This window comes from Phenylobacterium sp. (assembly GCF_019636135.1).
GTDB lineage: Bacteria > Pseudomonadota > Alphaproteobacteria > Caulobacterales > Caulobacteraceae > Phenylobacterium.
The window spans coordinates 48,772-71,874 of sequence record NZ_JAHBYD010000016.1 but is presented as its reverse complement, the minus strand read 5'-3'; the positions used below and the strand labels follow the sequence as shown (position 1 = coordinate 71,874).

At 70.9% G+C, this 23,103-nt stretch carries 22 protein-coding genes; 15 read left to right on the top strand and 7 right to left on the bottom strand.

Annotation, left to right across the window (positions count from 1 at the left end; genetic code table 11):
- Positions 1-5 precede the first annotated feature (5 nt).
- A complete protein-coding gene (locus KF737_RS12690; protein ID WP_296455077.1) occupies positions 6-2,540 on the bottom strand; it encodes a hypothetical protein in 2,535 nt (844 codons plus the stop codon).
- Between the two features lie 133 nt (positions 2,541-2,673).
- Between KF737_RS12690 and KF737_RS12685 the strand changes: the two genes are divergently transcribed.
- On the top strand, positions 2,674-2,868 hold the full coding sequence (locus tag KF737_RS12685) for a hypothetical protein (protein WP_296455073.1): 195 nt from the start codon (positions 2,674-2,676) through the stop codon (positions 2,866-2,868).
- Here KF737_RS12685 and KF737_RS12680 read toward each other — a convergent pair.
- Entirely contained in the window at positions 2,865-4,532 is a 1,668-nt protein-coding gene (locus KF737_RS12680; protein WP_296455070.1) for a phosphatidylglycerol lysyltransferase domain-containing protein, read from the bottom strand. The genes KF737_RS12685 and KF737_RS12680 overlap by 4 nt on opposite strands.
- 118 nt (positions 4,533-4,650) lie before the next feature.
- Between KF737_RS12680 and KF737_RS12675 the strand changes: the two genes are divergently transcribed.
- The 8 genes from KF737_RS12675 (at position 4,651) to KF737_RS12640 (ending at position 13,381) form a co-directional block, all read left to right on the top strand.
- A complete protein-coding gene (locus KF737_RS12675) occupies positions 4,651-5,850 on the top strand; it encodes an acyl-CoA dehydrogenase family protein (RefSeq protein ID WP_296455067.1) in 1,200 nt (399 codons plus the stop codon).
- A gap of 9 nt (positions 5,851-5,859) precedes the next feature.
- Positions 5,860-7,071, top strand: coding sequence for an acyl-CoA dehydrogenase family protein (locus KF737_RS12670; protein WP_296455064.1), 1,212 nt, complete (start codon positions 5,860-5,862; stop codon positions 7,069-7,071).
- Between the two features lie 48 nt (positions 7,072-7,119).
- Positions 7,120-8,319, top strand: coding sequence for an acyl-CoA dehydrogenase family protein (locus tag KF737_RS12665; RefSeq protein ID WP_296455061.1), 1,200 nt, complete (start codon positions 7,120-7,122; stop codon positions 8,317-8,319).
- A gap of 171 nt (positions 8,320-8,490) precedes the next feature.
- Positions 8,491-9,693 carry an acyl-CoA dehydrogenase family protein gene (locus KF737_RS12660; RefSeq protein ID WP_296455057.1) on the top strand — a complete coding sequence of 401 codons (1,203 nt, stop codon included), beginning with the start codon at positions 8,491-8,493 and terminating at the stop codon, positions 9,691-9,693.
- A gap of 176 nt (positions 9,694-9,869) precedes the next feature.
- Complete coding sequence (locus tag KF737_RS12655; RefSeq protein WP_296455054.1) at positions 9,870-11,078, top strand: acyl-CoA dehydrogenase family protein; 1,209 nt, start codon at positions 9,870-9,872, stop codon at positions 11,076-11,078.
- 213 nt (positions 11,079-11,291) lie between these two features.
- On the top strand, positions 11,292-12,380 hold the full coding sequence (locus KF737_RS12650) for an acyl-CoA dehydrogenase family protein (protein WP_296455051.1): 1,089 nt from the start codon (positions 11,292-11,294) through the stop codon (positions 12,378-12,380).
- Positions 12,381-12,713: 333 nt separating this feature from the next.
- Positions 12,714-13,181 (top strand): hypothetical protein, encoded by a 468-nt coding sequence (locus KF737_RS12645; RefSeq protein ID WP_296455049.1) that lies wholly within the window; start codon positions 12,714-12,716, stop codon positions 13,179-13,181.
- Positions 13,178-13,381, top strand: a complete 204-nt coding sequence (locus KF737_RS12640; protein WP_296455046.1) for a hypothetical protein — start codon at positions 13,178-13,180, stop codon at positions 13,379-13,381. Before KF737_RS12645 ends, KF737_RS12640 begins: the two co-directional genes overlap by 4 nt.
- Before the next feature lie 230 nt (positions 13,382-13,611).
- Here the strand turns inward: KF737_RS12640 and KF737_RS12635 are convergent, their stop codons facing one another.
- The gene (locus KF737_RS12635) at positions 13,612-14,067 is read right to left on the bottom strand and encodes an endonuclease domain-containing protein (protein ID WP_296455043.1); all 456 of its coding nucleotides are present in this window, start codon (positions 14,065-14,067) and stop codon (positions 13,612-13,614) included.
- Positions 14,068-14,235: 168 nt separating this feature from the next.
- Between KF737_RS12635 and KF737_RS12630 the strand changes: the two genes are divergently transcribed.
- Together KF737_RS12630 and KF737_RS12625 are read left to right on the top strand one after the other, a co-directional pair.
- Positions 14,236-15,012: a hypothetical protein gene (locus tag KF737_RS12630; RefSeq protein WP_296455040.1), complete on the top strand. Its 777-nt coding sequence runs from the start codon at positions 14,236-14,238 to the stop codon at positions 15,010-15,012.
- 336 nt (positions 15,013-15,348) lie between these two features.
- The gene (locus tag KF737_RS12625) at positions 15,349-16,461 is read left to right on the top strand and encodes an S-(hydroxymethyl)glutathione dehydrogenase/class III alcohol dehydrogenase (RefSeq protein WP_296455037.1); all 1,113 of its coding nucleotides are present in this window, start codon (positions 15,349-15,351) and stop codon (positions 16,459-16,461) included.
- Between the two features lie 50 nt (positions 16,462-16,511).
- On the opposite strand, the gene KF737_RS12620 is transcribed toward KF737_RS12625, so the two are convergent.
- Positions 16,512-16,967, bottom strand: a complete 456-nt coding sequence (locus KF737_RS12620) for a MaoC family dehydratase (RefSeq protein ID WP_296455034.1) — start codon at positions 16,965-16,967, stop codon at positions 16,512-16,514.
- 177 nt (positions 16,968-17,144) lie between these two features.
- Here KF737_RS12620 and KF737_RS12615 point away from each other — a divergent pair, with 177 nt between their 5' ends.
- Positions 17,145-19,025, top strand: coding sequence for a winged helix-turn-helix domain-containing protein (locus KF737_RS12615; RefSeq protein WP_296455031.1), 1,881 nt, complete (start codon positions 17,145-17,147; stop codon positions 19,023-19,025).
- A gap of 133 nt (positions 19,026-19,158) precedes the next feature.
- On the opposite strand, the gene KF737_RS12610 is transcribed toward KF737_RS12615, so the two are convergent.
- Positions 19,159-20,004 (bottom strand): alpha/beta hydrolase, encoded by an 846-nt coding sequence (locus KF737_RS12610; protein ID WP_296455028.1) that lies wholly within the window; start codon positions 20,002-20,004, stop codon positions 19,159-19,161.
- Positions 20,005-20,131: 127 nt separating this feature from the next.
- Between KF737_RS12610 and KF737_RS12605 the strand changes: the two genes are divergently transcribed.
- From KF737_RS12605 to ptsN, 3 genes are read left to right on the top strand one after another with little or no spacing between them, the layout of a single operon-like run.
- On the top strand, positions 20,132-20,755 hold the full coding sequence (locus KF737_RS12605) for an exopolysaccharide biosynthesis protein (protein WP_296455025.1): 624 nt from the start codon (positions 20,132-20,134) through the stop codon (positions 20,753-20,755).
- A gap of 32 nt (positions 20,756-20,787) precedes the next feature.
- Positions 20,788-21,417 (top strand): ribosome-associated translation inhibitor RaiA, encoded by a 630-nt coding sequence (raiA, locus tag KF737_RS12600; RefSeq protein WP_296455022.1) that lies wholly within the window; start codon positions 20,788-20,790, stop codon positions 21,415-21,417.
- A gap of 58 nt (positions 21,418-21,475) precedes the next feature.
- Positions 21,476-21,940, top strand: coding sequence for a PTS IIA-like nitrogen regulatory protein PtsN (gene ptsN, locus KF737_RS12595; RefSeq protein ID WP_296455021.1), 465 nt, complete (start codon positions 21,476-21,478; stop codon positions 21,938-21,940).
- A gap of 265 nt (positions 21,941-22,205) precedes the next feature.
- On the opposite strand, the gene KF737_RS12590 is transcribed toward ptsN, so the two are convergent.
- A complete protein-coding gene (locus KF737_RS12590) occupies positions 22,206-22,463 on the bottom strand; it encodes a DUF1150 family protein (protein ID WP_296455017.1) in 258 nt (85 codons plus the stop codon).
- A 110-nt stretch (positions 22,464-22,573) separates the two neighbouring features.
- Positions 22,574-22,999: an Hsp20 family protein gene (locus tag KF737_RS12585; RefSeq protein WP_296455011.1), complete on the bottom strand. Its 426-nt coding sequence runs from the start codon at positions 22,997-22,999 to the stop codon at positions 22,574-22,576.
- Between the last annotated feature and the right edge of the window lie 104 nt (positions 23,000-23,103).

Sequence of the window (23,103 nt, the reverse complement as noted above, 5' to 3'; positions counted from 1 at the left end):
CGAGTCTACCGCGCGGTCGTGTACAGTGGGACGCCGCCGTCCTGGTCGCGGCGGTATTCGGCCAGCGCGCGGTGGTAGGCGGTGGAGACGCGGCCGTCGATGGGGCCCGTGTAGTAGCCGAGGCGGGTGAGGACCATCTGCGTCTGCTGCACGTTCATCGAGACGCCCGCGGCCAGGGCCGGTGACGCGGATGCCGCAGGGGCGGGTTTCGGCGCGGGGGCCGGCGCGCGCGGTTTCGTCGGTGGCGGCGCGGCCGGCCTGGGGGCGAGCGCGGCCAGCGCCTTGCGGGCCTCGGCGTCGCCGCGGGCGGCGGCGCGGGCGAACCACTGCCGGGCGACGGCGAGGTCCTGATCGACCCCGCTGCCCGACTGGTAGAGGAGGCCCAGGTTGTACTGGCTCTCGACCACGCCGGCCTCGGCCGCCTTCCTGAACCAGCGGGCGGCGTCGACCAGGTCCTGCGGGCCGCCTTCGCCGCGGAACTCGTAGACGGCGAGGTTGTGCATGGCCTTCACGTCGCCGTTCTCGGCGGCGAGCGCGGTCCAGCGGCGGGCCTCGGCGGGGTTGTTCGGGAGGCCGGTGGCGCCGGTGTCGTAGAGCTGGGCGAGGTAGAGCTGGGCCTGGGCATGGCCCGCTTCGGCCAGGGCGGTGAGCTGGGCGAGCGCCCCGGGCGCGCCCGCCTCGACGCCGGCGCGCACGGTGGCGAAGACCGGGGCGGTCGTGTCCTTCGGCCGGGTCGGCAGCTGCGCGGGGCCGAGCGCCATGGCGGCGCGCGGGTTGTCCGGGATGGACGAGGGTTCGGCGGCCTGTTCAGGGGAAGCGGGGCCCTGCATCAGGGTGAGGCCGGCCGCGCCGACGCTGAGGAAGGCCGCCCCGCCCGCGATCATCATGGCGGTCTGCAACGCGGTGCTGCCCGGCGCGGGCTTCTTCGGCTTCGGGCCGAAGCCCTGGAAGAGGCGGCCGGTGGCCGCCTTGGGGCCGACCTTGGCGCGCATCTGCACCGGCGGTTCGGCGGCGGCGCGGGCGGCGGCGCGGGCGCGCTCGATGACCTCGCGGGTGGAGAGTTCGGGCTCGGGAGCGGCCTTGGGTTCGAAAAGCGCCTCGTCCGCGTCCTCGGCGAGCGGGGCGAAGACCTCCGGGATCTCGGGCTCGGGGACGTCGAGGTCGAGGCGCCGCCACGGGGGCTCGACGACGTCGTGCTCGGGCTCGGCGCCGGGTTCGGACTCGGCGCGGGAGAACAGCTCGGGGCCGAGGGCGGCGGGGGCCGGCTCGGCGGGATCGGGCTTCTCCGGCTCGGGCTCGGGCGGCGGCCCGAGGGCCTGGATGAGCTCGGCGAGGGTGGGCTCGGGGGCCGCGGCCGCGGGCGGCGCCTCGGCGGCCAGGCTCGAGACGCGGGCGACCTCGGCCTCGACGCCGTCGAGTGCTTCAGAGGCGCGCCGTTCGGAGGTGTCGAGGCGCTGGGCCAGCGTGCCGGTGACCTTGGCGAGCTCGGCCTGCAGGCGCTCGAACGCCGCGGCCTGGGCCTGCTCCTGGCGGGCGAGGCGCAGCTCGACGGCCCCGGCGATGCGGGCCACCTCGGTCCCGACCTGGTCGATGGCGCCGGCGCTCTTCTCGTCGACCTCGGTGAGCTTCCGGCCCACCGCCTCGGCCATGGAGAGCACCTGGCGGCCGATGGCCTCGACGGCTTGCGCGGAGCGCTGCTCGGCGACGCGGACCTGTTCGGTGAGTTCGGCGAAGCGGGCCTCGAGCGCGCCGCCCCCGGCCTGCGCCAGCTTCTCGGCCACCTCGGCGCGCGCGGTCTCGACCTGATGGGTCAGGACCTGGGCCAGGGCCTCGAACCTGAGCTCGATGGGTTCGCCCGCGATGGCGCCGCCCTCGACGGCGGCGATCCGCCGGTCGAGACCGGCCAGCGAGCCCTGGAGATCGCTCAGCGCCGCGGCGGTGCGGCTCTCGGCCAGGGCCAGGCGGTCGCCCAGGCGCTGGAGCACGGCTTCGACGACGAGCTCGGGATCGGCGCGGGCGAGGCGCGCCTCGATGGCGCGCAGAGCCTCGGCCGACCGGGGACCGGCCGGCTCGGCCTCCATGCGGCGCAGGCGCTCGCCGAAATAGCTCTGCTGGGTGTTGGATTCGGCCAGCAGGCCCTCCAGGCGCGCGGTCTGGGCGTGCTGCTCGCGCTCGGCGGTCTCGATGCGGGCCAGCGCCTGGCGCACCGAATGCTCGACGCCGTTGATGGCGAGGCCCGTGCGGGTCTCCGACGCCTCGATGCGGTCGGTGAGGCGGTCGAGGGCGCCGGCGACGCGCGCGAGGTCGGGGGGCGTGGCCGCGAGGGCGACCGTGCGAAGATGCGGCGGCGCGCCCACGGCGCGAAGCGGGCGCCCGGCGAACTGGCTCTCGTGGGTGACCTCGTCGGGGAGCTCGTCCTCGAGGATGATGCGGTTCAGCCATTCGCCGAGGGTCAGGCCCGAGCGGCGGGCAAGGTCCTTCGCGACCTCCCGGGCCTTGGGGTCGATCCCCTTGACGGACCAGGGCGCCCCCGCGCTCATCCGAATCGCATCTCCGCTCAGACGAGGACGCTACCGACCGATCCCTGGGGTGTAAACGAAGGCTTAACGCTAGATGTAGTGGTGCGGCGCGGTTCCTGTGGATGGCTGCGGCCGCGTGGGATAGGGGGTGCGCATGGATATCCGGACCGCCCTCTCTTTGGCCGGCGCGTGCGCCGCGATGGGCGTCTTCGCCGGCTGGCGCGGCGCGCGGCCGCCCGATCCGATGAAGGGCCCGCGGATGATCCCGTGGCGCTGGGTGATGGTGCTGGCGGCGACGCTGGCGTTGACCTTCGGCGGCATGGCGGCGCACCTGGCGCTGGGGCGTTAGGCGGCCTCGCGGGCCGCCGGCGGCTCCTCGGCCTTCCGTGGGCGCTTCGCCAAGCCGGCCACGCCGCCGGAGGAGAGGAGCCCGGCGTCGGCCATCAGCCGCGGGATCGCCCACTTGCGGGGCGCGGCGACGAAGCGGGGCTGCCAGGACGGATCGTACTTGGACTTGTAGTGGCGCACGCCCTGGAAGTTGTAGATCTCCTCGCCGCGGTCGTAGATCAGCCGGCCGACGCGGCTGAGGGCCGGCGCCAGCGGGCGATCGTCGAGGCCGGACAGCGGCGCCATGCCGAAGTCGAAGGCGCCGTAGCCCTCGGCCTGGCCCCAGCGGATCAGTTCCACGAACAGGAAGTCCATGATCCGCGGCGGGCCTTCGGGCACGAAGCGCATCAGGTCGATGGAGAAGACGGTGCGGTTCGCCACCGGCCAGAGCGTGGCGAAGGCGATAATGCGGCCTTCCCAGCGCACCAGGGCGACCGGGAACTCCTCGATGTAGCGCTCGTCGAAGCCGCCGAGCGAGAAGCCCTTCTCGCCGCCCGCGTGGGTCTCCAGCCAGGCGTCGGAGATGCGCCGGAGGTCGGGCATCAGGGGCGGGACGCCGGAGGGCTGGACGACCTCGAAGGTCGCCCCGTCGTCGCCGGCGCGGCGCCAGGCGCGGCGCAGGTTGCCGCGCTTGGTGCCCTCGATGGTGAAGCTCTCCAGCGGCGAGACGGCCCCTTCGCCCATCTTCTGGATCGCGAACCCCAGCTCGACGATGTCGGGCAGGTCGTCGGCCTCGAGGTTGTAGAAGCCGGGCCGCGCGGCGTGGGAGTCGGCGAGTTCGCGGAAGCGCCAGAGCAGTTCCAGGCGCTCGTCGCGGCGCCCGACCGTGGAGCCCAGCGCGATCCAGCTCCGGCTCCTGACCCCGAACATCAGGAAGCTCTCGCCGGAGGCCGAGAACAGGAACCGCTTGTCGCCGAGCAGGGCCAGGTTGGAGGTGGGCCGGGCCAGTTCGGCCTTGGCGAGGATGGCGCGGACGCGGTCGAAGTCCGGGTCCTCCTCGCCGACGATGGGCGGCGTCGCGGCCGAACCCAGCAGGCGCCAGACCCCGAAGGCCAGCAGCGCGATGGCGGCGCCGGCCCAGGCGCGGAGCGAGCGGGCCGCATCCGCATCGGCCATGACGCGCCACCAGGGCATCTCGCCGTAGTCGGCGTTCTCGAACGACCACAGGCCGATCATCCCCGCCCCGACCACGAAGCAGGCGGCCGAGAACAGCCAGCCGGGCGTCACGTCCATCCGCGTGAGGGCGGCCTTGCGCGGGAAGGCGTGGTGAAAGGGCGCTAGGACGGCGGCCAGGGCCAGCAGCATCGCCGTCTCCTCCCAGACGAAGCCCTTGGCCAGGCTGAGCGGGGCGGCGACGAGCAGGGTGACGACCGTCGCCGCCCAGGCGGCGTCGAGGCGGGCGCGCAGGCCGAACGCCAGCATCACCAGCAGGAGCCCCAGCACGCTGGAGGCGAAGTGGCTGATCTCGATGGCCAGCACCGGCTCGAACTGCAGGAGCTGGACGAAGCGACCCGGCAGCGAGGGCCGCGCGCCCGACGCGAGCAGCAGCGCGCCCGTTCCCAGCGTCAGCAGGGCGGCGGTCCAGGGCGCGAAGGCGACGATCGCGGGATGGCGAAGCAGGCGCATCGACTCAAGTGTATAGGCGACAGTTCGCCAGGTCCGCTCAAACGGCCGTTTGATTGCGCTTGCCCGGCGATCCGCGGGCGCTAATCTTGGGCGTCCAGTCCAGATTTGGGAGATCGGTATGGCCGACGTCGGCGCCACGGAGCTCGACGCCTTCGCCCGGGAGGTGCGTGCGGAGCTGGCGGCGATGTATCCGCCGGAACTCAAGGACCCGAACGCCAGGACCGATCCCGAGGCCGTCTGGGGCGGGCGTGCGTTCGAAGGATCGGAAGACCCGCAGATCGCCTGGATGAAGCGCGTGGCGGCCAAGGGCTGGACCACGCCCACCTGGCCGAAGGAATACGGCGGCGCCGGCCTGTCGGCGGCCGAGGCCCGGGTGGTGGAGCGGGCGCTGGCGGAATACCGCCCGCCGGTGCTGGCCTTCGGCATCTGGATGCTGGGCCCGGTGCTGCTGGAGTACGCCAACGAGGCGCAGAAGAAGGAGCACCTGCCCAGGATCGTGAACGGCGAGATCCGCTGGTGCCAGGGCTATTCCGAGCCGGGCGCGGGCTCGGACCTCGCCGGCCTCGCCACCCGATGCGAGGACAAGGGCGACCACTGGCTGATCAACGGCAGCAAGATCTGGACGAGCTATGCCGACAAGGCGGACTGGTGCTTCTGCCTCGTCAGAACAGATACCTCGAAGAAGCACGAAGGCATAAGTTTCGTGCTGATCGACATGGCGTCGCCGGGGGTCGAGACGCGGCCGATCCAGCTCATCTCGGGCGAGAGCCCGTTCTGCGAGACGTTCTTCACGGACGTGAGGATCCCGAAGGAGAACCTGGTCGGGCGGGTGAACGGCGGGTGGGAGATCGCCAAGCGGCTCTTGCAGTACGAGCGGCAGAACATCTCGGCCGGGTTCGGCGAGGGGGGCACGGCGGGCGGCGCCTCGGGCGACCTGGCGTCGATCGCGGCGAAGTACGGCGTCGGCGACGACCCGGACCTGAGGAAGCGGATCACCGAGAACAAGATGAACTTCCAGGCGCTGCGCCAGACGATCGCGCGCTCGGCGGCGGAGAGCCGGGCCGGCAACGGGCCGTCGGCGACCACGTCGATCATCAAGTACGCCGCGGCCGAGCTCGCCAAGGAACGCTCCGAGCTGATGATCGAGGCGCTGGGGCACCAGGGCCTGGGCTGGGATGGCGCAGGCTTCGAGACGCCGGAGATCGTGGCCACGCGCGGCTGGCTGCGCACCAAGGCCAACTCGATCGAGGGCGGCACCTCGGAAGTGAACCTGAACGTGGTGGCCAAGCGCGTGCTCGGCCTGCCGGATCCCAAGTAGGAGCATACCATGGCCGACTTCGGCGGATCCGACCTGGACGCCTTCCGGACCGAGGCGCGGGACTGGCTGGAGGCCAACTTCCCGAAGGCGCTGGCGCACGACGTCAACGCCCAGCTCGCCAAGTTGCAGTCGAAGCCCGAGAGCGAGGACGCGCTGAAGTGGCGCCGCGCCCTGGGCGCCAAGGGCTGGGGCACGCCCACGTGGCCGGCGAAGTACGGCGGCGGGAACCTGAGCCGCGAGCAGGCGCGCGTGCTGGCCGAGGAGATGGCCAGGATCGGCGCGCGCAACCCGATCGGCGGCATGGGCGTGTCGATGTTCGGCCCGACGCTGCTGGAATACGGCAGCGAGGCGCTGAAGCAGGAGCACTTCCCCGGCATCGTCTCGGGCGACGTCTGGTGGTGCCAGGGCTACTCCGAGCCGGGGGCGGGGTCGGACCTCGCGGGGCTCCAGACCCGGGCCGAGGACAAGGGCGACTATTTCCTCGTAAGTGGTTCAAAAATATGGACTTCTGGAGCGCAATACGCCGACAGGTGCTACTGCCTGGTGCGCACCGACACGTCCAAGAAGCACGAGGGCATCAGCTTCCTGCTGATCGACATGAAGGCGCCGGGCGTCGAGGTGCGGCCGATCCTGCTGATCAACGGGACGTCGCCATTCTGCGAGACGTTCTTCACCGACGTCAAAGTTCCCAAGGACCAGCTCTTCGGGCCGTTGAACGGCGGGTGGACCATCGCCAAGCGGCTGTTGCAGCACGAGCGCGACGGGATCGGGGCCAGCCTCGGCGCCGGCAACATCGGCGGGGCGGCGAGCGTGCCGACGGTGGTCGAGGCGGCGAAGGGCTACGTGGGCCTGGGCGACGACGGGCGGCTGGCCGACCCGGACCTGCGCCGCCGCGTCACCGAGCACCTGATGGAGAACCGCGCCTTCCAGTTGACGGTGCGCCGCCAGCAGGACGAGGCCAAGGCCGGCAATGGGCCGTCGAACCTGGCCGCGGCCATCAAGTACGCCGGCGCCAAGATCGCCCAGGACCGCAACGAACTGGTCGTCGAGGCCCTGGGCCAGGGCGGCCTGGGCTGGAACGGCGAGGGCTTCGGCGAGGGCGAACTGGCGGCCATGCGCTCGATGCTGCGGTCCAAGGCGAACTCGATCGAGGGCGGCAGCTCGGAGATCAACCTCAACGTCGTGTCGAAGAGGGTTCTCGGACTTCCGGACGCGAAGTAGGGTCTTAGAAGAAGCGGTATCCGAACCGCTCTTGAGGAGGAACTGGTGATGGCGGATTCCGGCGGCGCCCTGGACGCCTTCCGCGCCGAGGCGCGGGCGTGGCTCGAGGAGAACTATCCGCAGTCGCTGCGCGGCGACGTGAAGTCGGGCGAGCGCGCCATGATGGGCGGCTTCAAGTTCGAGGGCGACCACGGCGTCTGGAAGCAGCGCATGGCCGACAAGGGCTGGGGCACGCCGACCTGGCCGAAGAAATACGGCGCGGGCGGGCTGTCGCCGGCCGAGGCGCGGGTGCTGAGCCAAGAGATGGACCGCATCGGGGCCTACAACCCGATGGTCGGCATGGGCCTTTCGATGTTCGGCCCGACGCTGCTGGAATACGGCACCGAAGAACAGAAGCAGCGGCACATCCCGCCGATCGTGCGCGGCGAACTGCGCTGGTGCCAGGGGTATTCGGAGCCGGGCGCCGGCAGCGATCTCGCGTCGCTGACGACGAAGTGCGAAGACGCCGGAGATCACTGGAAGATCAACGGCCAGAAGATCTGGACCAGCGGCGCGCAATATGCCGACTGGTGCTTCTGCCTCGTCAGAACAGATACCACGAAGAAGCACGAAGGCATAAGTTTCGTGCTGATCGACATGCATCAGCCGGGCGTGGAAACTCGGCCGATCAAGCTGATCGCGGGCTCCTCGCCGTTCTGCGAGACCTTCTTCACCGACGCGCGGGCCGAGAAGGACGACATGGTCGGGCCGCTGAACGGCGGCTGGACGGTGGGCAAGCGCCTCTTGCAGCACGAGCGTTCGGGCCAGGGCGGCGGGCGGATGACCGGCGGCGCCAAGCCCTCGGACCTCGCCAAGACGTACGTCGGCCTCGACGAGAGCGGCCGCATCGCCGACAGCGACCTGCGCATGCGGATCGCGAAGAACGAGATGGACAGCCGCGCGCACGGCCTGACCATCGAGCGGGCGCGGGAAGAGGCCAAGGGCAATGTGAACCCCTCGGCCGCCACCTCGATCATGAAGAACTCGGGCACCTGGATCGGCCAGACGCGGGCCGAGCTGCTGCTGGAGATCATGGGCCACCAGGGCCTGGGCTGGGAAGGCGAGGCCTTCGAGCGCGACGAGCTGGAAGCGGTGCGGTCGTGGCTCTCGGGCAAGGCCTGGACGATCTTCGGCGGCAGCCAGGAGGTGCAGTCGAACATCGTGTCGAAGCGCATCCTGGGCCTGCCGGATACGACGCAGAGTTCGTGAACATAAAATCGCTCGTCATGGCCCGGCTTGTCCGGGCCACCCATTGGGCTGTGAGATGAAGATGATCTGCAGCGTCGACGCCGCGGTTCCGTCCCGGGCTCACAGCCCAATGGGTCCCCCGGACAAGCCGGGGGATGACGCTCAAAGAGGGAAGAAGGGGAGGCGAAGCGGATGGCGGATTTCGGCGGGCCTGACCTGACGGCGTTTCGCACTGAGGTGCGCTCCTGGCTCTCGGCGAACTTCCCGGCCGCGCTGGCGGGGAAGGGCGCGCCGGAGGGCCGCGAGCTGACGCCCGACCAGGACGCCTGGCGCAAGGCCATGGGCGACAAGGGCTGGGGCGTGCCGACCTGGCCGAAGGCCTATGGCGGCGGCGGGCTCTCCAAGGCCGAGGCGCGGGCGGTGTCGGACGAGATGGCGGCGATCGGGGCCTACAACCCGATCGGCGGCATGGGCGTGATGATGTTCGGGCCGACGCTGCTGGAATACGGGACCGAGGCGCAGAAGCAGCGGCACATCCCGCCGATCGTGCGGGGCGAGCTGCGTTGGTGCCAGGGGTTCTCGGAGCCGGGCGCCGGCAGCGACCTGGCGAGCCTGCAGACCCGGGCCGAGGACAAGGGCGACCACTGGATCGTCTCCGGCCAAAAAATCTGGACAAGCGGAGCTCACACCGCGGACTGGTGCTTCTGCCTCGTCAGGACGGACACCTCGAAGAAGCATGAGGGCATCAGCTTCGTTCTGATCGACATGCAGGCGGGCGGCGTAGAGCCGCGGCCCATACTCCTCATCAACGGCACGACGCCCTTCTGCGAGACCTTCTTCACCGACGTGAAGGTCCCGAAGGAGAACCTGGTGGGGCCGCTGAACGGCGGCTGGACCATCGCCAAGCGGCTGTTGCAGCACGAGCGGCAGGGCATCTCGGGGGCGAACCAGATGGGCGCGCCGGGCGTGACGCCGGGGGCGCCGATCCAGGAGAAGGCGGTGGCCTATGTCGGGCTCGACGACAACGGGCGGCTGGCCGACCCGGACCTGCGCTCGCGCCTGACCGACCACCTGATGGAGGAGCGGGCGTTCCAGCTCACCGGGCGGCGGGCGGCCGAGGAGGCGCGGTCGAACGCGGGGCCGTCGGCGGCGAGCTCGGTGCTGAAGAACGTCGGCTCGAAGGTGCGGCAGGACAAGGCGGAGCTGACCGTCGAACTGCTGGGCGCGCAGGGCCTGGGCTGGGACGGCGAGGCGTTCGGCGCCGACGAACTGGGCGCGACGCGCGCCTGGCTGCGCGGCAAGGCCGGCACCATCGCCGGCGGGTCGTGGGAGGTGCAGCTCAACATCGTCTCCAAGCGGATTCTCGGACTGCCGGAGGCGACGCAGAAGGGGTAGAACTTCATCCTAAACTCGTCATGGCCCGGCTTGTCCGGGCCACCCATCGGGCTGTGAGATGGTGGTGACCCGCGGCATCGACGCCGGCGCTCCACCGGCGCCTCACAGCCCAATGGGTCCCCCGGACAAGCCGGGGGATGACGTTCAAAATATTGAGAATAAGGGACTATTTTCAGATGGCTGATTTTGGTGGGACGGACCTGGACGCCTTCCGCAAGGAGGTCCGGGAATGGGTCGAGGCGAATTTCCCCGCCTCGCTGAAGGGCAAGCCCAACCCGATGACGGGCGAGGGCCGGGCGGACTCGCCGTCGGCGGACCACGAGGCGTGGCGCAAGGCGGTCGGGTCGAAGGGCTGGGGCACGCCGACGTGGCCGAAGGCCTACGGCGGCGGCGGGCTCTCGCCGGCCGAGGCGCGCATCGTGCAGGGCGAGTTCGCCCGGGCCGGCGCCTACAACCCCATCGGCGGCATGGGCGTGATGATGTTCGGCCCGACGCTTCTGGAATACGGCACCGAGGCGCAGAAGAACGAGCACATTCCGCCGATCTGTCGCGGCGATCTTCAGTGGTGCCAAGGTTTCAGCGAGCCGGGCGCCGGATCTGATCTTGCGGCATTGGCGACGAAAGCTGAAGACAAGGGCGATCATTTCATCATCAACGGGTCGAAGATCTGGACAAGCGGAGCCCAATACGCCGACTGGATCTTCTGCCTCGTGCGGACCGACACGTCGAAGAAGCACGAGGGCATCTCGTTCGTGCTGTTCCCGATGCACCAGCCGGGCGTCGAGGTGCGGCCGATCGTGCTGATCAACGGCCAGTCGCCGTTCGCCGAGACGTTCTTCACCGACGCGCGGGCCGAGAAGAAGGACCTGGTCGGGCCGCTGAACGGCGGCTGGACCATCGCCAAGCGCCTCCTGCAGCACGAGCGCAGCGGCATCTCGGGCATGGGCGGCGGCGGGGGCATGATGGGCCCGTCGCTCTCCGACCTCGCCAAGAAATACGTGGGCGTCGACGAAGACGGCCGGATCGACGACCAGGACCTGCGCAACCGGATCATCAGGAACAGCATGGAGACGAAGGTCTTCCAGCAGACCGCGTTCCGCGCGATGGCCGAGAGCAAGGGCAATTCCGGGCCGTCGGCCGCCACCTCGATCATGAAGAACGCCGGCACCTGGCTGGCCCAGGAGCGCCACGAGCTGACCCTGGAGATCATGGGCCACCAGGGCCTGGGCTGGGAGGGCGACGCCTTCGAGCGCGACGAACTGGAGACGGTGCGCGCCTGGCTCTACGGCAAGGCCTTCACGATCTTCGGCGGCAGCCAGGAGGTGCAGTCGAACATCGTCTCCAAGCGCATCCTGGGCTTGCCTGACCTTACGCAAAACAAGTGAGATGACCCGGACGACCCGATCCCTCTCACGCTCGTCATGGCCGGGCCTGTCCCGGCCATCCAGAAGCGCCGCCGTCGGAGAATCGACTGCGAGGCCGGCGCGTCTGGATCCCCGGCACAAGGCCGGGGATGACGTTCAGAGGGGGCGGGTGAGATTTGAGAACCAGCGGGCGCGGAGCCGCCTCGCACACCGAGATTGAGAGGAAGAACCGAAATGGCCGTACTGACCGAAGAACAGAGCATGCTGCGGGACGCCGCGAAGAGCTGGGTGCAGGAGAAGTCCCCGGTGACCGCGTTCCGGAAGATGCGCGATAGCGGGGCCGAACTGGGCTACGACGTCGCCGCCTGGAACGAGATGGCCGAGATGGGCTGGGCCGGGGTGATCATCCCCGAGGAGTACGGCGGCTCGAACTTCGGCTACCTGAGCCTGGGCCTGGTGCTGGAGGAGCTCGGCCGCACGCTGACGGCCTCGCCGCTGATCGCGTCGGGCCTGGGCGCCGCCTCGGCGCTGATCCTGGGCGGCTCGGACGCGCAGAAGGGCGAGTGGCTGCCGAAGCTGGCCGACGGCTCGGCGGTGGGTGCGCTGGCGGTGGACGAGGGCCCGCACCACAAGCCCGAGAAGGTCGAGGCCACGGTCTCCGGCGGCAAGCTGACCGGCAGGAAGAGCTTCGTGATCGAGGGCATGGCGGCCGACGTCTTCGTCGTCTCGGCGAAGGAAGGCGGCAAGGTCGAGCTCTACCTCGTGAAGGCCGACGACGCCGGCGTGAAGCGCACCAGGCTGAACCTGGCCGACAGCCGCGGCGCCGCCAACGTCGAGTTCAACGGCGCGGCCGCCGACAAGCTCTCGGGCGGCGCGGAGCTGCTGGACAAGGTGCTGGACCGCGTGCGCGCGGGCCTGGCCGCCGAGATGCTGGGCGCCGCCAACCAGGCGTTCGACGTCACGCTCGACTACCTGAAGACGCGCGTGCAGTTCGGCCAGGTGATCGGCTCGTTCCAGGCGCTGCAGCACCGGGCGGCCAAGATGTTCACCGAGCTGGAGCTGGCGCGCTCGGCGGTGGAGGCGGCGCTGACCGCCATCGACAACGACAGCCCCGACGTGCCCGAGCTGGTGAGCCTGTCGAAGGCCAAGATGGGCGACACCTTCCACCTGATCTCCAACGAGATGGTGCAGATGCACGGCGGCATCGGCATGACCGACGCCCACGACGCGGGCTTCTACCTGAAGCGCGCCCGCGCGGCTGAGGCGGCGTTCGGGAACCAGGCGTTCCACCGGGACCGCTACGCGCGGATCCAGGGGTACTGAGGCGGCGGGCGCCGGCGCGGGAGCGCGGGCGCTAGCGGCTGAATTGGTGAGTTTGGGGAGCCCCGCTGGCGGTGACGCCGGCGGGGTTCTTGCTGAGCCGTCCCGGTCTTCGCCTGCGGCGAAACCGGGACGGCTCAGCCCTCAGGCTCGCCATCAGCCATGGGTTCAAGAGCGGGAGACCATCCTGAAGGATGCTCGCCGCCGAGCCGGGCAAACCGCAGAATCGGCGTGCATATGAGAGCCGGCGCGGTCAAACATGGTGTCGGAGCCGGCTTCGGGAATGCTTGTGCCTGACCACCCCAGACCGATCTCGTTCAGCCTCGCGCGGCGCCTGTGAGCCCGGCCGCGACGTTCATCGCGCGCGCCCGGGCCGCCTATATGGGCGAAGAGAGCGAACTTCCATCCGGGCGTTTCATCCGCCTGTTCGACGACTTCGCCGCCCGGACGGAGCTCGTCCGATTGATGCGCGCCGAGAACGACCCGAACTTCAGGGAGTTCGTCGGGGACGTGCTCGACGCCATAGCCGATGAACTGGAGGAGGTCGCGCGAGGCGCCCAGAGCCGGGTCGAACTGATCGATCGAAGCGGCTTTCCGGTCGCTGTCGCTGTGACGGGCGCCGCGATCCTGAGCATCGTGGTGACAGGCGGCGCCGCAGGACCCATCTATGCGTTGATCGGTGGCGCTTTCTCTCTGGGCGTCCTCGGGATAGGAAGGACGCAGACGACCATTGCGGCGAGCGACGAGACGGCGCGCGCCGCCAGGCTGCGCGCCCTTGCGGGCAGGCTGAGAGGTATAAGATGAACGCCGACCATCTTCTCGAGACCGTCGCTCTGGTCACAGCGGTGTGGTGCAGTGCGATCGCGGCGCTTGCCTATGGACTGACGCGCGCGAGGTTCAGGCGCACGCATGGCCTGATCGCCAGGTCATTTTCCGCGCTCGTGCTGCCGCCGGTCGCCGCCTCCGTGGAACCTGAGCCGCCGCGCCGGCGCAGGGCTCGCTGAACGGTCCGGCGTTCTGATCGCTGCGTCCGCTTCCGACGCACGTGCGCGGCGCCTTCGGCGCATGACCCAGCCGTTCGACGGATCCAGCCCTATCACCGCGACATCCTGAAGGATGCTGTTCTACCTCCCCCGCGAAGCGGCGGGAGGGGGACCGCTCGCCGAGCGTAGCGAAGAGCGAGTGGTGGAGGGGGCGAACCTCAGGCTCGGCGGGCTGATCGGCGGCGGCTGGCTCAGCGTTTGCGGCTCGCCCCCTCCACCATCCGCTCTACGCCCGGCGGCGCCGGGCTCGGCGGACGGTCCCCCTCCCGCCGCTCCGCGGGGGAGGTGAGGAAGGTGCGGCGCTCTTCCGCGCGGCGGAGGATGCCGTCCACGACGTCTGCGAGGTCGCGGTAGACGTGTGAGGCGTCGATGCGCATGACCTCGATGCCTTGGGTCCCGAGCCAGTAGTCACGGGCGGCGTCCTTCTCGCGGGCCGCATCGTCCCAATGCGTGCGCCCGTCGACCTCGACGGCGAGGCGGGCGGACGGGCAGTAGAAGTCGAGGATGATCGAGCCGAAGGGGTGCTGGCGGCGGAAGGTGGGCTTGTCGGCGCCGCGACCGCGCAGGCGGGTCCAGAGGATGACCTCGGCGCTGCTCATCGCCTTGCGAAGCGTTCGGGCGCGGTTGGTGATCAGGCGGTTTCGCATATCGTGCCGGCGGCTCGCCCCCTCCACCATCCGCTCTACGCCCGGCGGCGCCGGGCTCGGCGGACGGTCCCCCTCCCGCCGCTGCGCGGGGGAGGTAAGAACATAATGCGAACATTGAGGCGAGCGTCAACGTCCGGTTCTGACGTAGGGGGCTGGCAGCGTGGGCCCATGACCCAGCCCTTCGACTATCGCCGCCCTGCCCGCGAGTGGCCGGTGCCGCCGATGGACAAGGCGGCGGGGGACAAGGACACGGCGTTCACGTGGGCGATGGGGCGGTTGATCCTGGCGCGGATCGCGGAGGGGGAGACGGTGAAGGCGATCACGGCCGATCCGCGGATGCCGGCGTACTGCACGGTGTTCCGGTGGATGAACGTCGTGCCCGAGTTCGGGGCGCGGGTGGCGGAGGTGCGGGCGGGGCTGGCGGAGTCGCGGCGGTCGTATGCGGACGCCTTGCGGGCGCTGAAGGGGCGCAGGCGCGGGCGCGGCGGGCAGCGGGAGCGGGTTCCGGCGGCGGCGCTGGCGGGGCTGTTGCAGGCGGTGCGGGACGGGGCGTCGGTGAGCGCGGCGGTGCGGGCGCCGGGGGCGCCTTCGGCCAAGGCGCTGTACTCGCGGGTGCGGAAGTGCCCGGGCTTCCGGCTGGCGTTCGTGGAGGCGTGCGGGTGGCGGGGCTTCATGTTCGGCATGGAGGCCGAGCGGGTGGTGGACGAGGTCGGCGACATGCGGATGAGCATCGCGCAGGGGACGGCGGCGCGGCGCGCGCTGTTCGCGCGCAAGGGGCGGCTGATGCCGAAGCTGTACCGCGAGGGGCTGGCGGCCGAGCTGGCGCGGGCGGGCGCGGAGTTGCAGCCCTATCACCGCGACGTGCGCCCGCCGCCGTTGGGGCCGCGCGGTGGGCCGCGGATTCGGCCGCCGCGCAGGTCGAGGCCGAAGCCGCCGAAGGCTTGAGCCGCTGCCCGTGACTCCCAGATCACAGCCCAATGGGTCCCCCGGACAAGCCGGGGGATGACGTTCGTAGGGTGGGGTGCGCTAGCGGCCGTCCTGGAGGACGGGGAACTGGCGGTCGGGTCGTCCTGGGGGATGCGCTGGCCGTCGGGGAGGACGACTTCGGCGCCTTCGGGGGCGTATTGCAGGATGTAGGCCTTGCGCACGGCGCCGGTAAGGTCGGGGCCGGGGCAGCGGGGGGCGGGGCGGACGCATCCATAGGTCGACTTCCCTGCGATCGGGCCCTAGGAAATGCTGCGCCGCCCTGAAGACGCGCGCCAGAGAGTCGAGGATCCCCGCATGAAGACCCGCGCCGCGGTCGCCTTCGAGGCGAAGAAGCCGCTGGAGATCGTGGAGGTGGACCTGGAGGGTCCGCGGGCCGGCGAGGTGCTGGTGGAGATCAAGGCGACGGGGGTGTGCCACACGGATGCGTACACGCTGGACGGGCTGGACTCGGAGGGGCTGTTCCCGTCGATCCTGGGCCATGAGGGCGCGGGCGTGGTGGTGGAGGTGGGGCCGGGCGTGACGAGCGTGGCGGTGGGCGACCACGTGATCCCGCTCTACACGCCGGAATGCCGGCAGTGCAAAAGCTGCCTGTCGCGGAAGACCAACCTCTGCACGGCGATCCGGGCGACGCAGGGCAGGGGGCTGATGCCCGACGGGACCAGCCGGTTCTCGTACAAGGGCCAGCAGGTCTTCCACTACATGGGCTGTTCGACGTTCTCGAACCACACGGTGCTGCCCGAGATCGCGGTGGCGAAGATCCGCAAGGACGCGCCGTTCGACACCGCCTGCTACATCGGCTGCGGCGTGACCACAGGCGTGGGGGCGGTGGTGAACACGGCCGGGGTCGAGGCGGGGAGCCGCTGCATCGTGTTCGGCCTGGGCGGCATCGGGCTCAACGTGATCCAGGGCCTGAGGATGGTGGGCGCGAGCCAGATCGTGGGCGTCGACATCCAGCCCAAGCGCGAGGACTGGGGCCGCAGGTTCGGCATGACCCACTTCGTCGACCCGCACCGGCTGGGCGGCAAGGACCTGGTGGCGCACCTGGTGGAACTGACCGACGGCGGGGCGGACTACACCTTCGACGCCACGGGCAACACGACGGTGATGCGCCAGGCGCTGGAAGCCTGCCACCGCGGCTGGGGCGAGAGCATCATCATCGGGGTGGCCGAGGCGGGCAAGGAGGTCGCCACGCGGCCGTTCCAACTGGTGACGGGGCGGGTCTGGAAGGGCACGGCCTTCGGCGGCGCGCGCGGGCGCACCGACACGCCGAAGGTGGTCGACTGGTACATGGACGGCCAGATCCAGATCGACCCGATGATCACCCACCGCCTGCCGCTGGACCGCATCAACGAGGCCTTCGACCTCATGCATGCCGGCGAGAGCATCCGCACCGTGGTGGTCTACTAGGACGAAACCCCATTCGTCGCCGGGTCTGGAACCCGGCTTCGATCGGTCCCCTAGTCCGCCTTCGCGGGGCGTCGGCGGCGGGGGACGCGGACGGTGGCGTCGCCGTCCATCACCAGGTCGTCGCCGACGTGGACCTCGCAGCGCAGGACGACGCGGGCGGCCGCCTCGTCGATCGTGGCGACCGTGACGCGGGCGACGGCGACGTCGCCGATGCGGACCGGCTTGTGGAAGTTGAGCGTCTGTCCGAGGTAGATCGCCCCCGCCCCGGGCAGGATGACGCCCACCACCGCCGAGCCGAACGACGCCGAGAGCAGCCCGTGGGCGATCCGGCCGCGGTACGCCGTCCGCGCCGCGAACGCCGCGTCCATATGCACCGGATTGAAGTCGTCCGACGCCTCGGCGAACTGCGCGATCCGCGCCTCGGTCACGGTCACGCGCTTCTCGGCGGTCATCCCGACGCGCAGTTCCTCCAGGATGTAGCCGCCGGACGGATGGGGTTCGATCATCGACTGTCGTCTTTCGCGGCGTGAGGCGCCCGGCGAGGAGCATGCGGCGTTTCCGGGCTCATGCCCAGCGCCGGCGCCGGATCGACAGCCGGGCAGGAACCGCATAGGCGTAGTGCGGGCCTTGTAGGCGGGTGGGATGGGCTTCCCTTGCGCGTAGCGTCGTTGTTGCGAGCCTAGATGCCGGAGCGTCCCGCCGATCTCGCGGACGAGCCGCCGTTCGTCCTGGGCGGGCTGACCGTGCGGCCGCCGACCCGCGAGGTCGTGGCGGGCGACGGCGCCGCCGAGGCGCTCGAGCCGCGGGTCATGAAGGTGCTGGTGGTGCTGGCGCGCAGCCGCGGGCAGGTGGTGTCGCGCGCGCAACTGGTCTTCGCCTGCTGGGACGGCCGGATCGTCGGCGACGACGCCATCAACCGCTGCATCCAGGCCCTGCGCCGGCTGGCGGCGGCCCGCGGCGGCTTCGAGATCACCACCATCAGCCGCGTCGGCTACCGGCTGGACGAGACCGGCGCGGCCACGGCGCCGGCCCGCGAACCGGCAGGCGCCCCGGAGCCGAAGCCCATCGCGGGGCCCGAGCCGGACCCGGCGCGCCGCCGCCGCTGGGCGGCCCTGGCCATCGGGGCCGGCCTCGTCGTCGTGGCGGTGGCGGTCGCCTGGATGGCGTTGCGGCCGGCCGAGCCGCGGAGCTACACCCTGGCGATCGGCGCGTTCCGCGCGCTGGACGGGGCGGCGCCGAAGGACCTGCCCACGGTGCTGCAGCACCAGATCGAGGCGGCGTTCGACAGCGACAAGATCATCGACATCGTCGACGGCGGCCGGGCCGACTTCACCCTGAACGGCGCGGTGTCGCGGGCCGGCGACCGGCTGCACTACGCGATGTGGCTGGAGGACCGGTCGGGCCAGCGGCTGCGGTCCTGGTCGCAGGATACCGCACAGGACAGCCTGCGCAGCGCCACCCAGGTGGCGGTGGGCGTCTCGGGCTTCCTGCGTTGCGGCCTCGTGCCCCTGGCCGAGCACGGGCGGCGGATCGGGCGGCATGCCCGCAGCATGCACTTCGAACTCTGCGGCGGCGGCACGGCGCGCCGCCGAATCGACATCGCCGCGAACCTGGTGCGCGAGGAGCCGCGGTTCGCGGCCGGCTGGTCGCAGATGGCCTACGCCTACGGCAGCGCCGCGTTCGGGGCGGCGCCGCAGGACGCGCCGGCCCTGCGCCGGCAGGGGCTGGAGGCGGCGAAACGCGCGCTGGCGCTGAACCCCGGATCCAGCTCCGCCTATCGCGTGATGTCGTGGCTGCAACCGCCGGGGACGCCCTACGCCGAGGTCGAGGCCCTGCTGAAGAAGGCGATCTCGACGCCGAACACCGACTGCAGTTGCGAGCACCGCGACTACGGCGACTTCCTGATGGACGTGGGCCGCGTCGACGAGGCGCTGGGCGAGTACCAGCGGTCCATCGACATCGAGGCGGGCGGCAGCGAACAGCTTTCGCTGGCCCACGCCTGGTTCTTCGACGGCCAGCCGGCGCGGGCGCAGGAGGTGCTGCGCACGGTGGAGGCCGCCTGGGGCGACAAGTCGTGGATCGCGTTCGCGCGCCTGGACGCCGCGATCTCGCGCCGCGACTGGGCCGGCGCCGCGCGGCTGATCCGGGAGGACGCCGAGACGGACACCGAGCGCACGATGGCCGATGCGTTCGACGCGGTGGCCGCCGGGGACCGGGCGCGGATGGCCGCCCTTCTGCCCGCGATCCGACGGCTGGCCGCCGCGCCGTCGCTGGACGGGTGGAAGGCGCGCCCGCCGATGCTGGAGGAACGGCCGGCGCTGCTGCTGGCCCTGATGGGCCGTCCGGACGAGGCGCTCGCCGCCGTCTCGCGGCTGATGGACCGCTATGGCCCCGACGGCGGCCAACTGCTGTTCAACCCCCTGGTCGCCGGCCTGCGGCATGACCCGGGCTACCTTCCGCTGCTCGAACGCAAGGGGCTGGTGGCCTACTGGAGGACCTCGGGCACGCGGCCCGATTTCTGCCAGGCCGCCGACGCCCCCGCCTTCTGCGCCGGCCTGCGCTAGAGCGGGGTGCGTGATTCGGGAATCACGCACCGGGCTCTAGATTTTGGATTTCGCATCGTTTTCGCCGAAAACCGGCCGTCACTTTTCGGCACGATGCTCTAGGCTTGTCCTCGATTGGCGGCCCGCGCTGCGGCTAGCGGCCGGCGTGGCGTTGCAGGAAGGCGAAGACGGCGTCGTTGAAGGCGTCGTTGCGGTCGCCGGCGACCATGTGGTCGGCCCCGGCGATGTCGGCGAACTCGGCGTGCGGCGCGAGCCCGAGGAAGTCGTCCACGCCTTCCTGGCTGAGCACGTCGGAGAGGCGGCCGCGGACCAGCAGGGTCGGCACGGCGAGGCCGCGGGCGGCGTCGCGCAGGCCGTCGGTGTCGCGCGGCCGGCGGCCCTCGCCGAACATCCGCGGGTCCCAGTGCCAGTGGTAGCGGCCGCCCTTCAGGCGCAGGTTGCGCAGCAGGCCCGAGGTGTCCTTCGGGCGCTTGCGGTGCGGCAGGTAGGCGGCGACCGCGTCGGCGGCCTCGTCGACGCTGGCGAAGCCCTCGGGGGCGCTGTGCATGAAGGCCAGGATCTTGTCGGTCCCGGCCGTGTTCACGGTCGGGGCGATGTCCACCATGACGAGGCCCGCCAGCGGGTGGCCGAGCGCGGCGTAGCTGAGGCTGGCCATGCCGCCCAGCGAGGCGCCCACCAGGAACGGCGGCGCCGGCAGCGCATCGGCGAGGGCGCGGATGTCGGAGGCGTGGGCGGCCATGCCGTAGTCGGCGGCGGGCGACCAGCCGCTCTCGCCGTGGCCGCGCAGGTCGGCGCTGACCATCCGGAACCCGCGCCGGGCGCCCTCGGCCAGCGCCCCGCCCCAGGCGCCGCGGGTCTGGCCGCCGCCGTGCAGCAGGATCACCGGCGCGCCGTCGGCGGGGCCGGCCACGTCGGCGGCGATCTCGACGTCGCCGTTCGTGACGCGGAGGAGCTCCAGGGTCGGGCCGGGGGCGTTCATGGGCCGAGGCGTAGCGAACCTGCCCCTAGGGAGGGGAAGCCCCGCCGTCGGCTCGGGGAACCTGCGCGGTCATAAAACGCGTTCCGCCACTTGGCTCGGCTTCGCAGACGCGCCAGATGGAACGCCGATGCCCGAGTCACCCGAGATTCAGCGCCCCCTGTCCGCCGTCCTGGCGGACGTCGCCTATCACGAGGGCGAGCGCATTTCGGTGGCGGAGCTGACGCAGCTCTTCGGCGGCCGGGCGATCGGGGCGCTGCTGTTCGTCTTCGGCCTGGCCTGCCTGCTGCCGCTGCCGCCGGGCGCCACGACGATCTTCGGCTTCCCGCTGGTGCTGCTGGCGCCGCAGCTCATCATCGGGGCGGCGGCGCCCTGGCTGCCGGACGGGATCCGGCATCGCACGATCTCCACCTCCGACCTGAAGAAGGGCCTGCCCCGGCTGGTGGGCGCGCTGCGCAAGGTCGAGGCGGTGTCGAAGCCGAGGCTCGCGTTCATGTTCGGGCCGGTGGGCGAGCGGCTGATCGGGGTCGTGGTGCTGGTGCTGGCGCTGGTGCTGATCCTGCCGATCCCGGGAGGCAACATGCTGCCGGCGCTGGCGGTCTCGGCGCTGTCGTTCGCGCTCATCCAGCGGGACGGGCTGATCGCGCTCCTGGGCTATCTGATCGCCGTCGTCAGCGCCTCGATCCTGGTGGCCGCCGCTCACATTATCGTCAGGATGTTCGTGCATTTCTGGGCCGTGATCTCGCCGGCTTGACACCTTCCGCGGCCCGGCGCGTTGTCATCGGCATGCAAGTCCAGGTCACCGGCAAACATGTCGATGTCGGCGAGGCCCTGCGGACGCGGGTCTCGGACGAACTCTCCACCTCGATCCTGAAATATTTCGATCGCGACGGCGGCGGCGCCGACGTGGTCGTGAGCCGCGAAGGGACCGCCTTCAAGGTGGACTGCGCGGTCACGCTGGCGTCCGGCCAGCAGCTCACCACCCACGGCGTGGGCGGTGACGCGCACCTGGCGTTCGACGCGGCGCTGGAGAAGATGTCCAAGCGCATCCGCCGCTACAAGAACCGGCTGAAGGACCATTCGCTGGCGGCCAGCGCCAAACAGGCCGAGAGCGCCGCCTACTTCATCATCGCCGCGAGCGAGGACGACGACCCGGACCTCGACGACGGCGCGGACGGCCAGGCCTTCCCCGAGCCGATGATCATCGCCGAGACCGAGAAGCCGGTGCGGGAGATGACCGTTTCCATGGCGGTCCTCGAACTGGACCTGACCGAGGCTCAAACAATCGTGTTCCGGAACGCCGCGCACGGCGGCCTTTCGGTGGTATATCGCCGGCCCGACGGGAACATCGGCTGGATCGATCCGGAGCGGACGAAGGCGGGCGCCAACGGTTCCGGCGAGGGACCGGCGCACTAGGTGCAATCAGGCCAACGGCGCGGCCGCGCCTGCGGATTGGGGTTAGTTCTTCAAGACCATGAACATCGGTGATCTGCTGGATCGCACCGCGATCTCGACGCGCGTGAGCGCGGGCAACAAGAAGAAGGCGCTGGCGGTGATCGCCGAGATCGCGGCCCGCAACTTCGGGCTCGACGCCGGCGGCGTGCTGGACGCGCTGGCCGAGCGCGAGGCCGCCGGCTCCACCGGCGTGGGCCACGGCGTGGCGGTGCCGCATGCGCGGCTGGAGGGCCTGGAGCGGATGCGCGGCGTGTTCGTGCGCCTGGAGGCTCCGGTCGAGTTCGAGGCGGTGGACGACCAGCCGGTCGACCTGCTGTTCGCGCTGTTCGCTCCGAAGGACGCCGGCGCCGATCACCTCCGCGCGCTCGCCCGCGTCTCGCGCCTGCTGCGCCAGGGCGACCTGCGCGAGCAACTGCGCAAGGCGCGGACGGCGGATGCCGTGCATGCGCTCCTGGTGCAGGACGCCCACCGGCCGGCGGCGTAAAGCCGCAAACACCCATCCCCTTTGTCATCCCGGTTTGGGCGCAGCCCAAGACCGGGACCCAACCGTCGGGTGTGTCGATGGTGGGAGGCGGCTCGGGCGGTCAGGGCCATGCTGGCAAGTTCAGAGCGCCGGATGGTTGGGTCCCGGTCTTTGGCTGCGCCAAAACCGGGATGACAAACGAGAGTGCGAGAGTGGATGGGAGGGGCCGCAGACGAAAACGCCGGCCTTGCGGCCGGCGTCTCCGTACGGAGCTGACGCCGCTCGCCTAGTGGACCGAGACGGGGGCCAACTCGTGGGCGAGGGCGGCGGCCATGGCGGCGTCCTTGTCCGTGAGGACGGCGAGGCGTTCGCCGTCGGCGCGGTGGACCGCGTAGAGGGTCTGCTCGGGATCCAGCTCGAAGCTCTGGATCTGGGCCGCGGGCGTGGACGCGATGATCTCTGCGGCCTTGATCGGCCGCACGTAGACGAGATTGGGCGCGCCCAGCGCGGCAAAGGCTTCAGTCGTAAGAACAGGCGTCATCATGACCACCTCCGTGAAACTCAACGCTCCGAAGGGCGGCGGGTTCAGCACGCCCTTCTTTTGGTCGGACCCGGGGAATTCCGGCGTCCGTTGTAGCAAGACTTCGATGAACCTCAGCCAACGGTCCGGATCGGGATCGATTGAACCCGTTTCTCCGGTTCGGGCCGGGCCAGGTCGATGTGGAGCAGGCCGTGCTCCAGAGTGGCGGCCTCGACCACCATCCCGTCCGCCAGGACGAAGCTCCGGACGAAGCCCCGCGCGGCGATGCCGCGATGAAGGAAGGCGTCTTCGGACCTGGCCGTTCCGCCCGCATCGCGCTTGCCGGCGATGACGAGCTGCCGATCCTCGATCGTCACGCCGAGCTGGTCGGGCGAGAAGCCGGCCACCGCCAGGGTGATGCGCAGGGCGCCGTCGCCGCGGTCCTCCACATTGTAGGGGGGATAGCTCTCGGCGGCCGCCTTGGCCGCCCGCTCGATCAGGCTTCGGGTGTGCTCGAAGCCCAGCAGGAACGGGCTGTCGAAGATCAGGCTACGGTTCATTCCAGAGAGTCCTCGAAGAAGCGACTCCCCGGCCGGTGCGCCCCCGAGAGGCACGCCCCGACCGGACCGTCCGTATGTGGGGATTGCCGCGCTGCGGCGCAACA

Excerpts from the sequence above, each read along its gene's own strand:
- KF737_RS12660 (WP_296455057.1), top strand. The coding sequence starts at position 8,491 with ATGGCGGATTTCGGCGGGCCTGACCTGACGGCGTTTCGCACTGAGGTG.
- KF737_RS12620 (WP_296455034.1), bottom strand. The coding sequence starts at position 16,967 with ATGATCGAACCCCATCCGTCCGGCGGCTACATCCTGGAGGAACTGCGC.
- KF737_RS12605 (WP_296455025.1), top strand. The coding sequence starts at position 20,132 with ATGCCCGAGTCACCCGAGATTCAGCGCCCCCTGTCCGCCGTCCTGGCG.
- KF737_RS12635 (WP_296455043.1), bottom strand. The coding sequence starts at position 14,067 with ATGCGAAACCGCCTGATCACCAACCGCGCCCGAACGCTTCGCAAGGCG.
- KF737_RS12585 (WP_296455011.1), bottom strand. The coding sequence starts at position 22,999 with ATGAACCGTAGCCTGATCTTCGACAGCCCGTTCCTGCTGGGCTTCGAG.
- KF737_RS12685 (WP_296455073.1), top strand. The coding sequence starts at position 2,674 with ATGGATATCCGGACCGCCCTCTCTTTGGCCGGCGCGTGCGCCGCGATG.
- KF737_RS12640 (WP_296455046.1), top strand. The coding sequence starts at position 13,178 with ATGAACGCCGACCATCTTCTCGAGACCGTCGCTCTGGTCACAGCGGTG.
- KF737_RS12670 (WP_296455064.1), top strand. The coding sequence starts at position 5,860 with ATGGCCGACTTCGGCGGATCCGACCTGGACGCCTTCCGGACCGAGGCG.
- KF737_RS12690 (WP_296455077.1), bottom strand. The coding sequence starts at position 2,540 with ATGAGCGCGGGGGCGCCCTGGTCCGTCAAGGGGATCGACCCCAAGGCC.
- KF737_RS12610 (WP_296455028.1), bottom strand. The coding sequence starts at position 20,004 with ATGAACGCCCCCGGCCCGACCCTGGAGCTCCTCCGCGTCACGAACGGC.
- raiA (WP_296455022.1), top strand. The coding sequence starts at position 20,788 with ATGCAAGTCCAGGTCACCGGCAAACATGTCGATGTCGGCGAGGCCCTG.
- KF737_RS12650 (WP_296455051.1), top strand. The coding sequence starts at position 11,292 with ATGGCCGTACTGACCGAAGAACAGAGCATGCTGCGGGACGCCGCGAAG.
- ptsN (WP_296455021.1), top strand. The coding sequence starts at position 21,476 with ATGAACATCGGTGATCTGCTGGATCGCACCGCGATCTCGACGCGCGTG.
- KF737_RS12630 (WP_296455040.1), top strand. The coding sequence starts at position 14,236 with ATGACCCAGCCCTTCGACTATCGCCGCCCTGCCCGCGAGTGGCCGGTG.
- KF737_RS12680 (WP_296455070.1), bottom strand. The coding sequence starts at position 4,532 with ATGCGCCTGCTTCGCCATCCCGCGATCGTCGCCTTCGCGCCCTGGACC.
- KF737_RS12655 (WP_296455054.1), top strand. The coding sequence starts at position 9,870 with ATGGCTGATTTTGGTGGGACGGACCTGGACGCCTTCCGCAAGGAGGTC.
- KF737_RS12615 (WP_296455031.1), top strand. The coding sequence starts at position 17,145 with ATGCCGGAGCGTCCCGCCGATCTCGCGGACGAGCCGCCGTTCGTCCTG.
- KF737_RS12625 (WP_296455037.1), top strand. The coding sequence starts at position 15,349 with ATGAAGACCCGCGCCGCGGTCGCCTTCGAGGCGAAGAAGCCGCTGGAG.
- KF737_RS12675 (WP_296455067.1), top strand. The coding sequence starts at position 4,651 with ATGGCCGACGTCGGCGCCACGGAGCTCGACGCCTTCGCCCGGGAGGTG.
- KF737_RS12590 (WP_296455017.1), bottom strand. The coding sequence starts at position 22,463 with ATGATGACGCCTGTTCTTACGACTGAAGCCTTTGCCGCGCTGGGCGCG.
- KF737_RS12665 (WP_296455061.1), top strand. The coding sequence starts at position 7,120 with ATGGCGGATTCCGGCGGCGCCCTGGACGCCTTCCGCGCCGAGGCGCGG.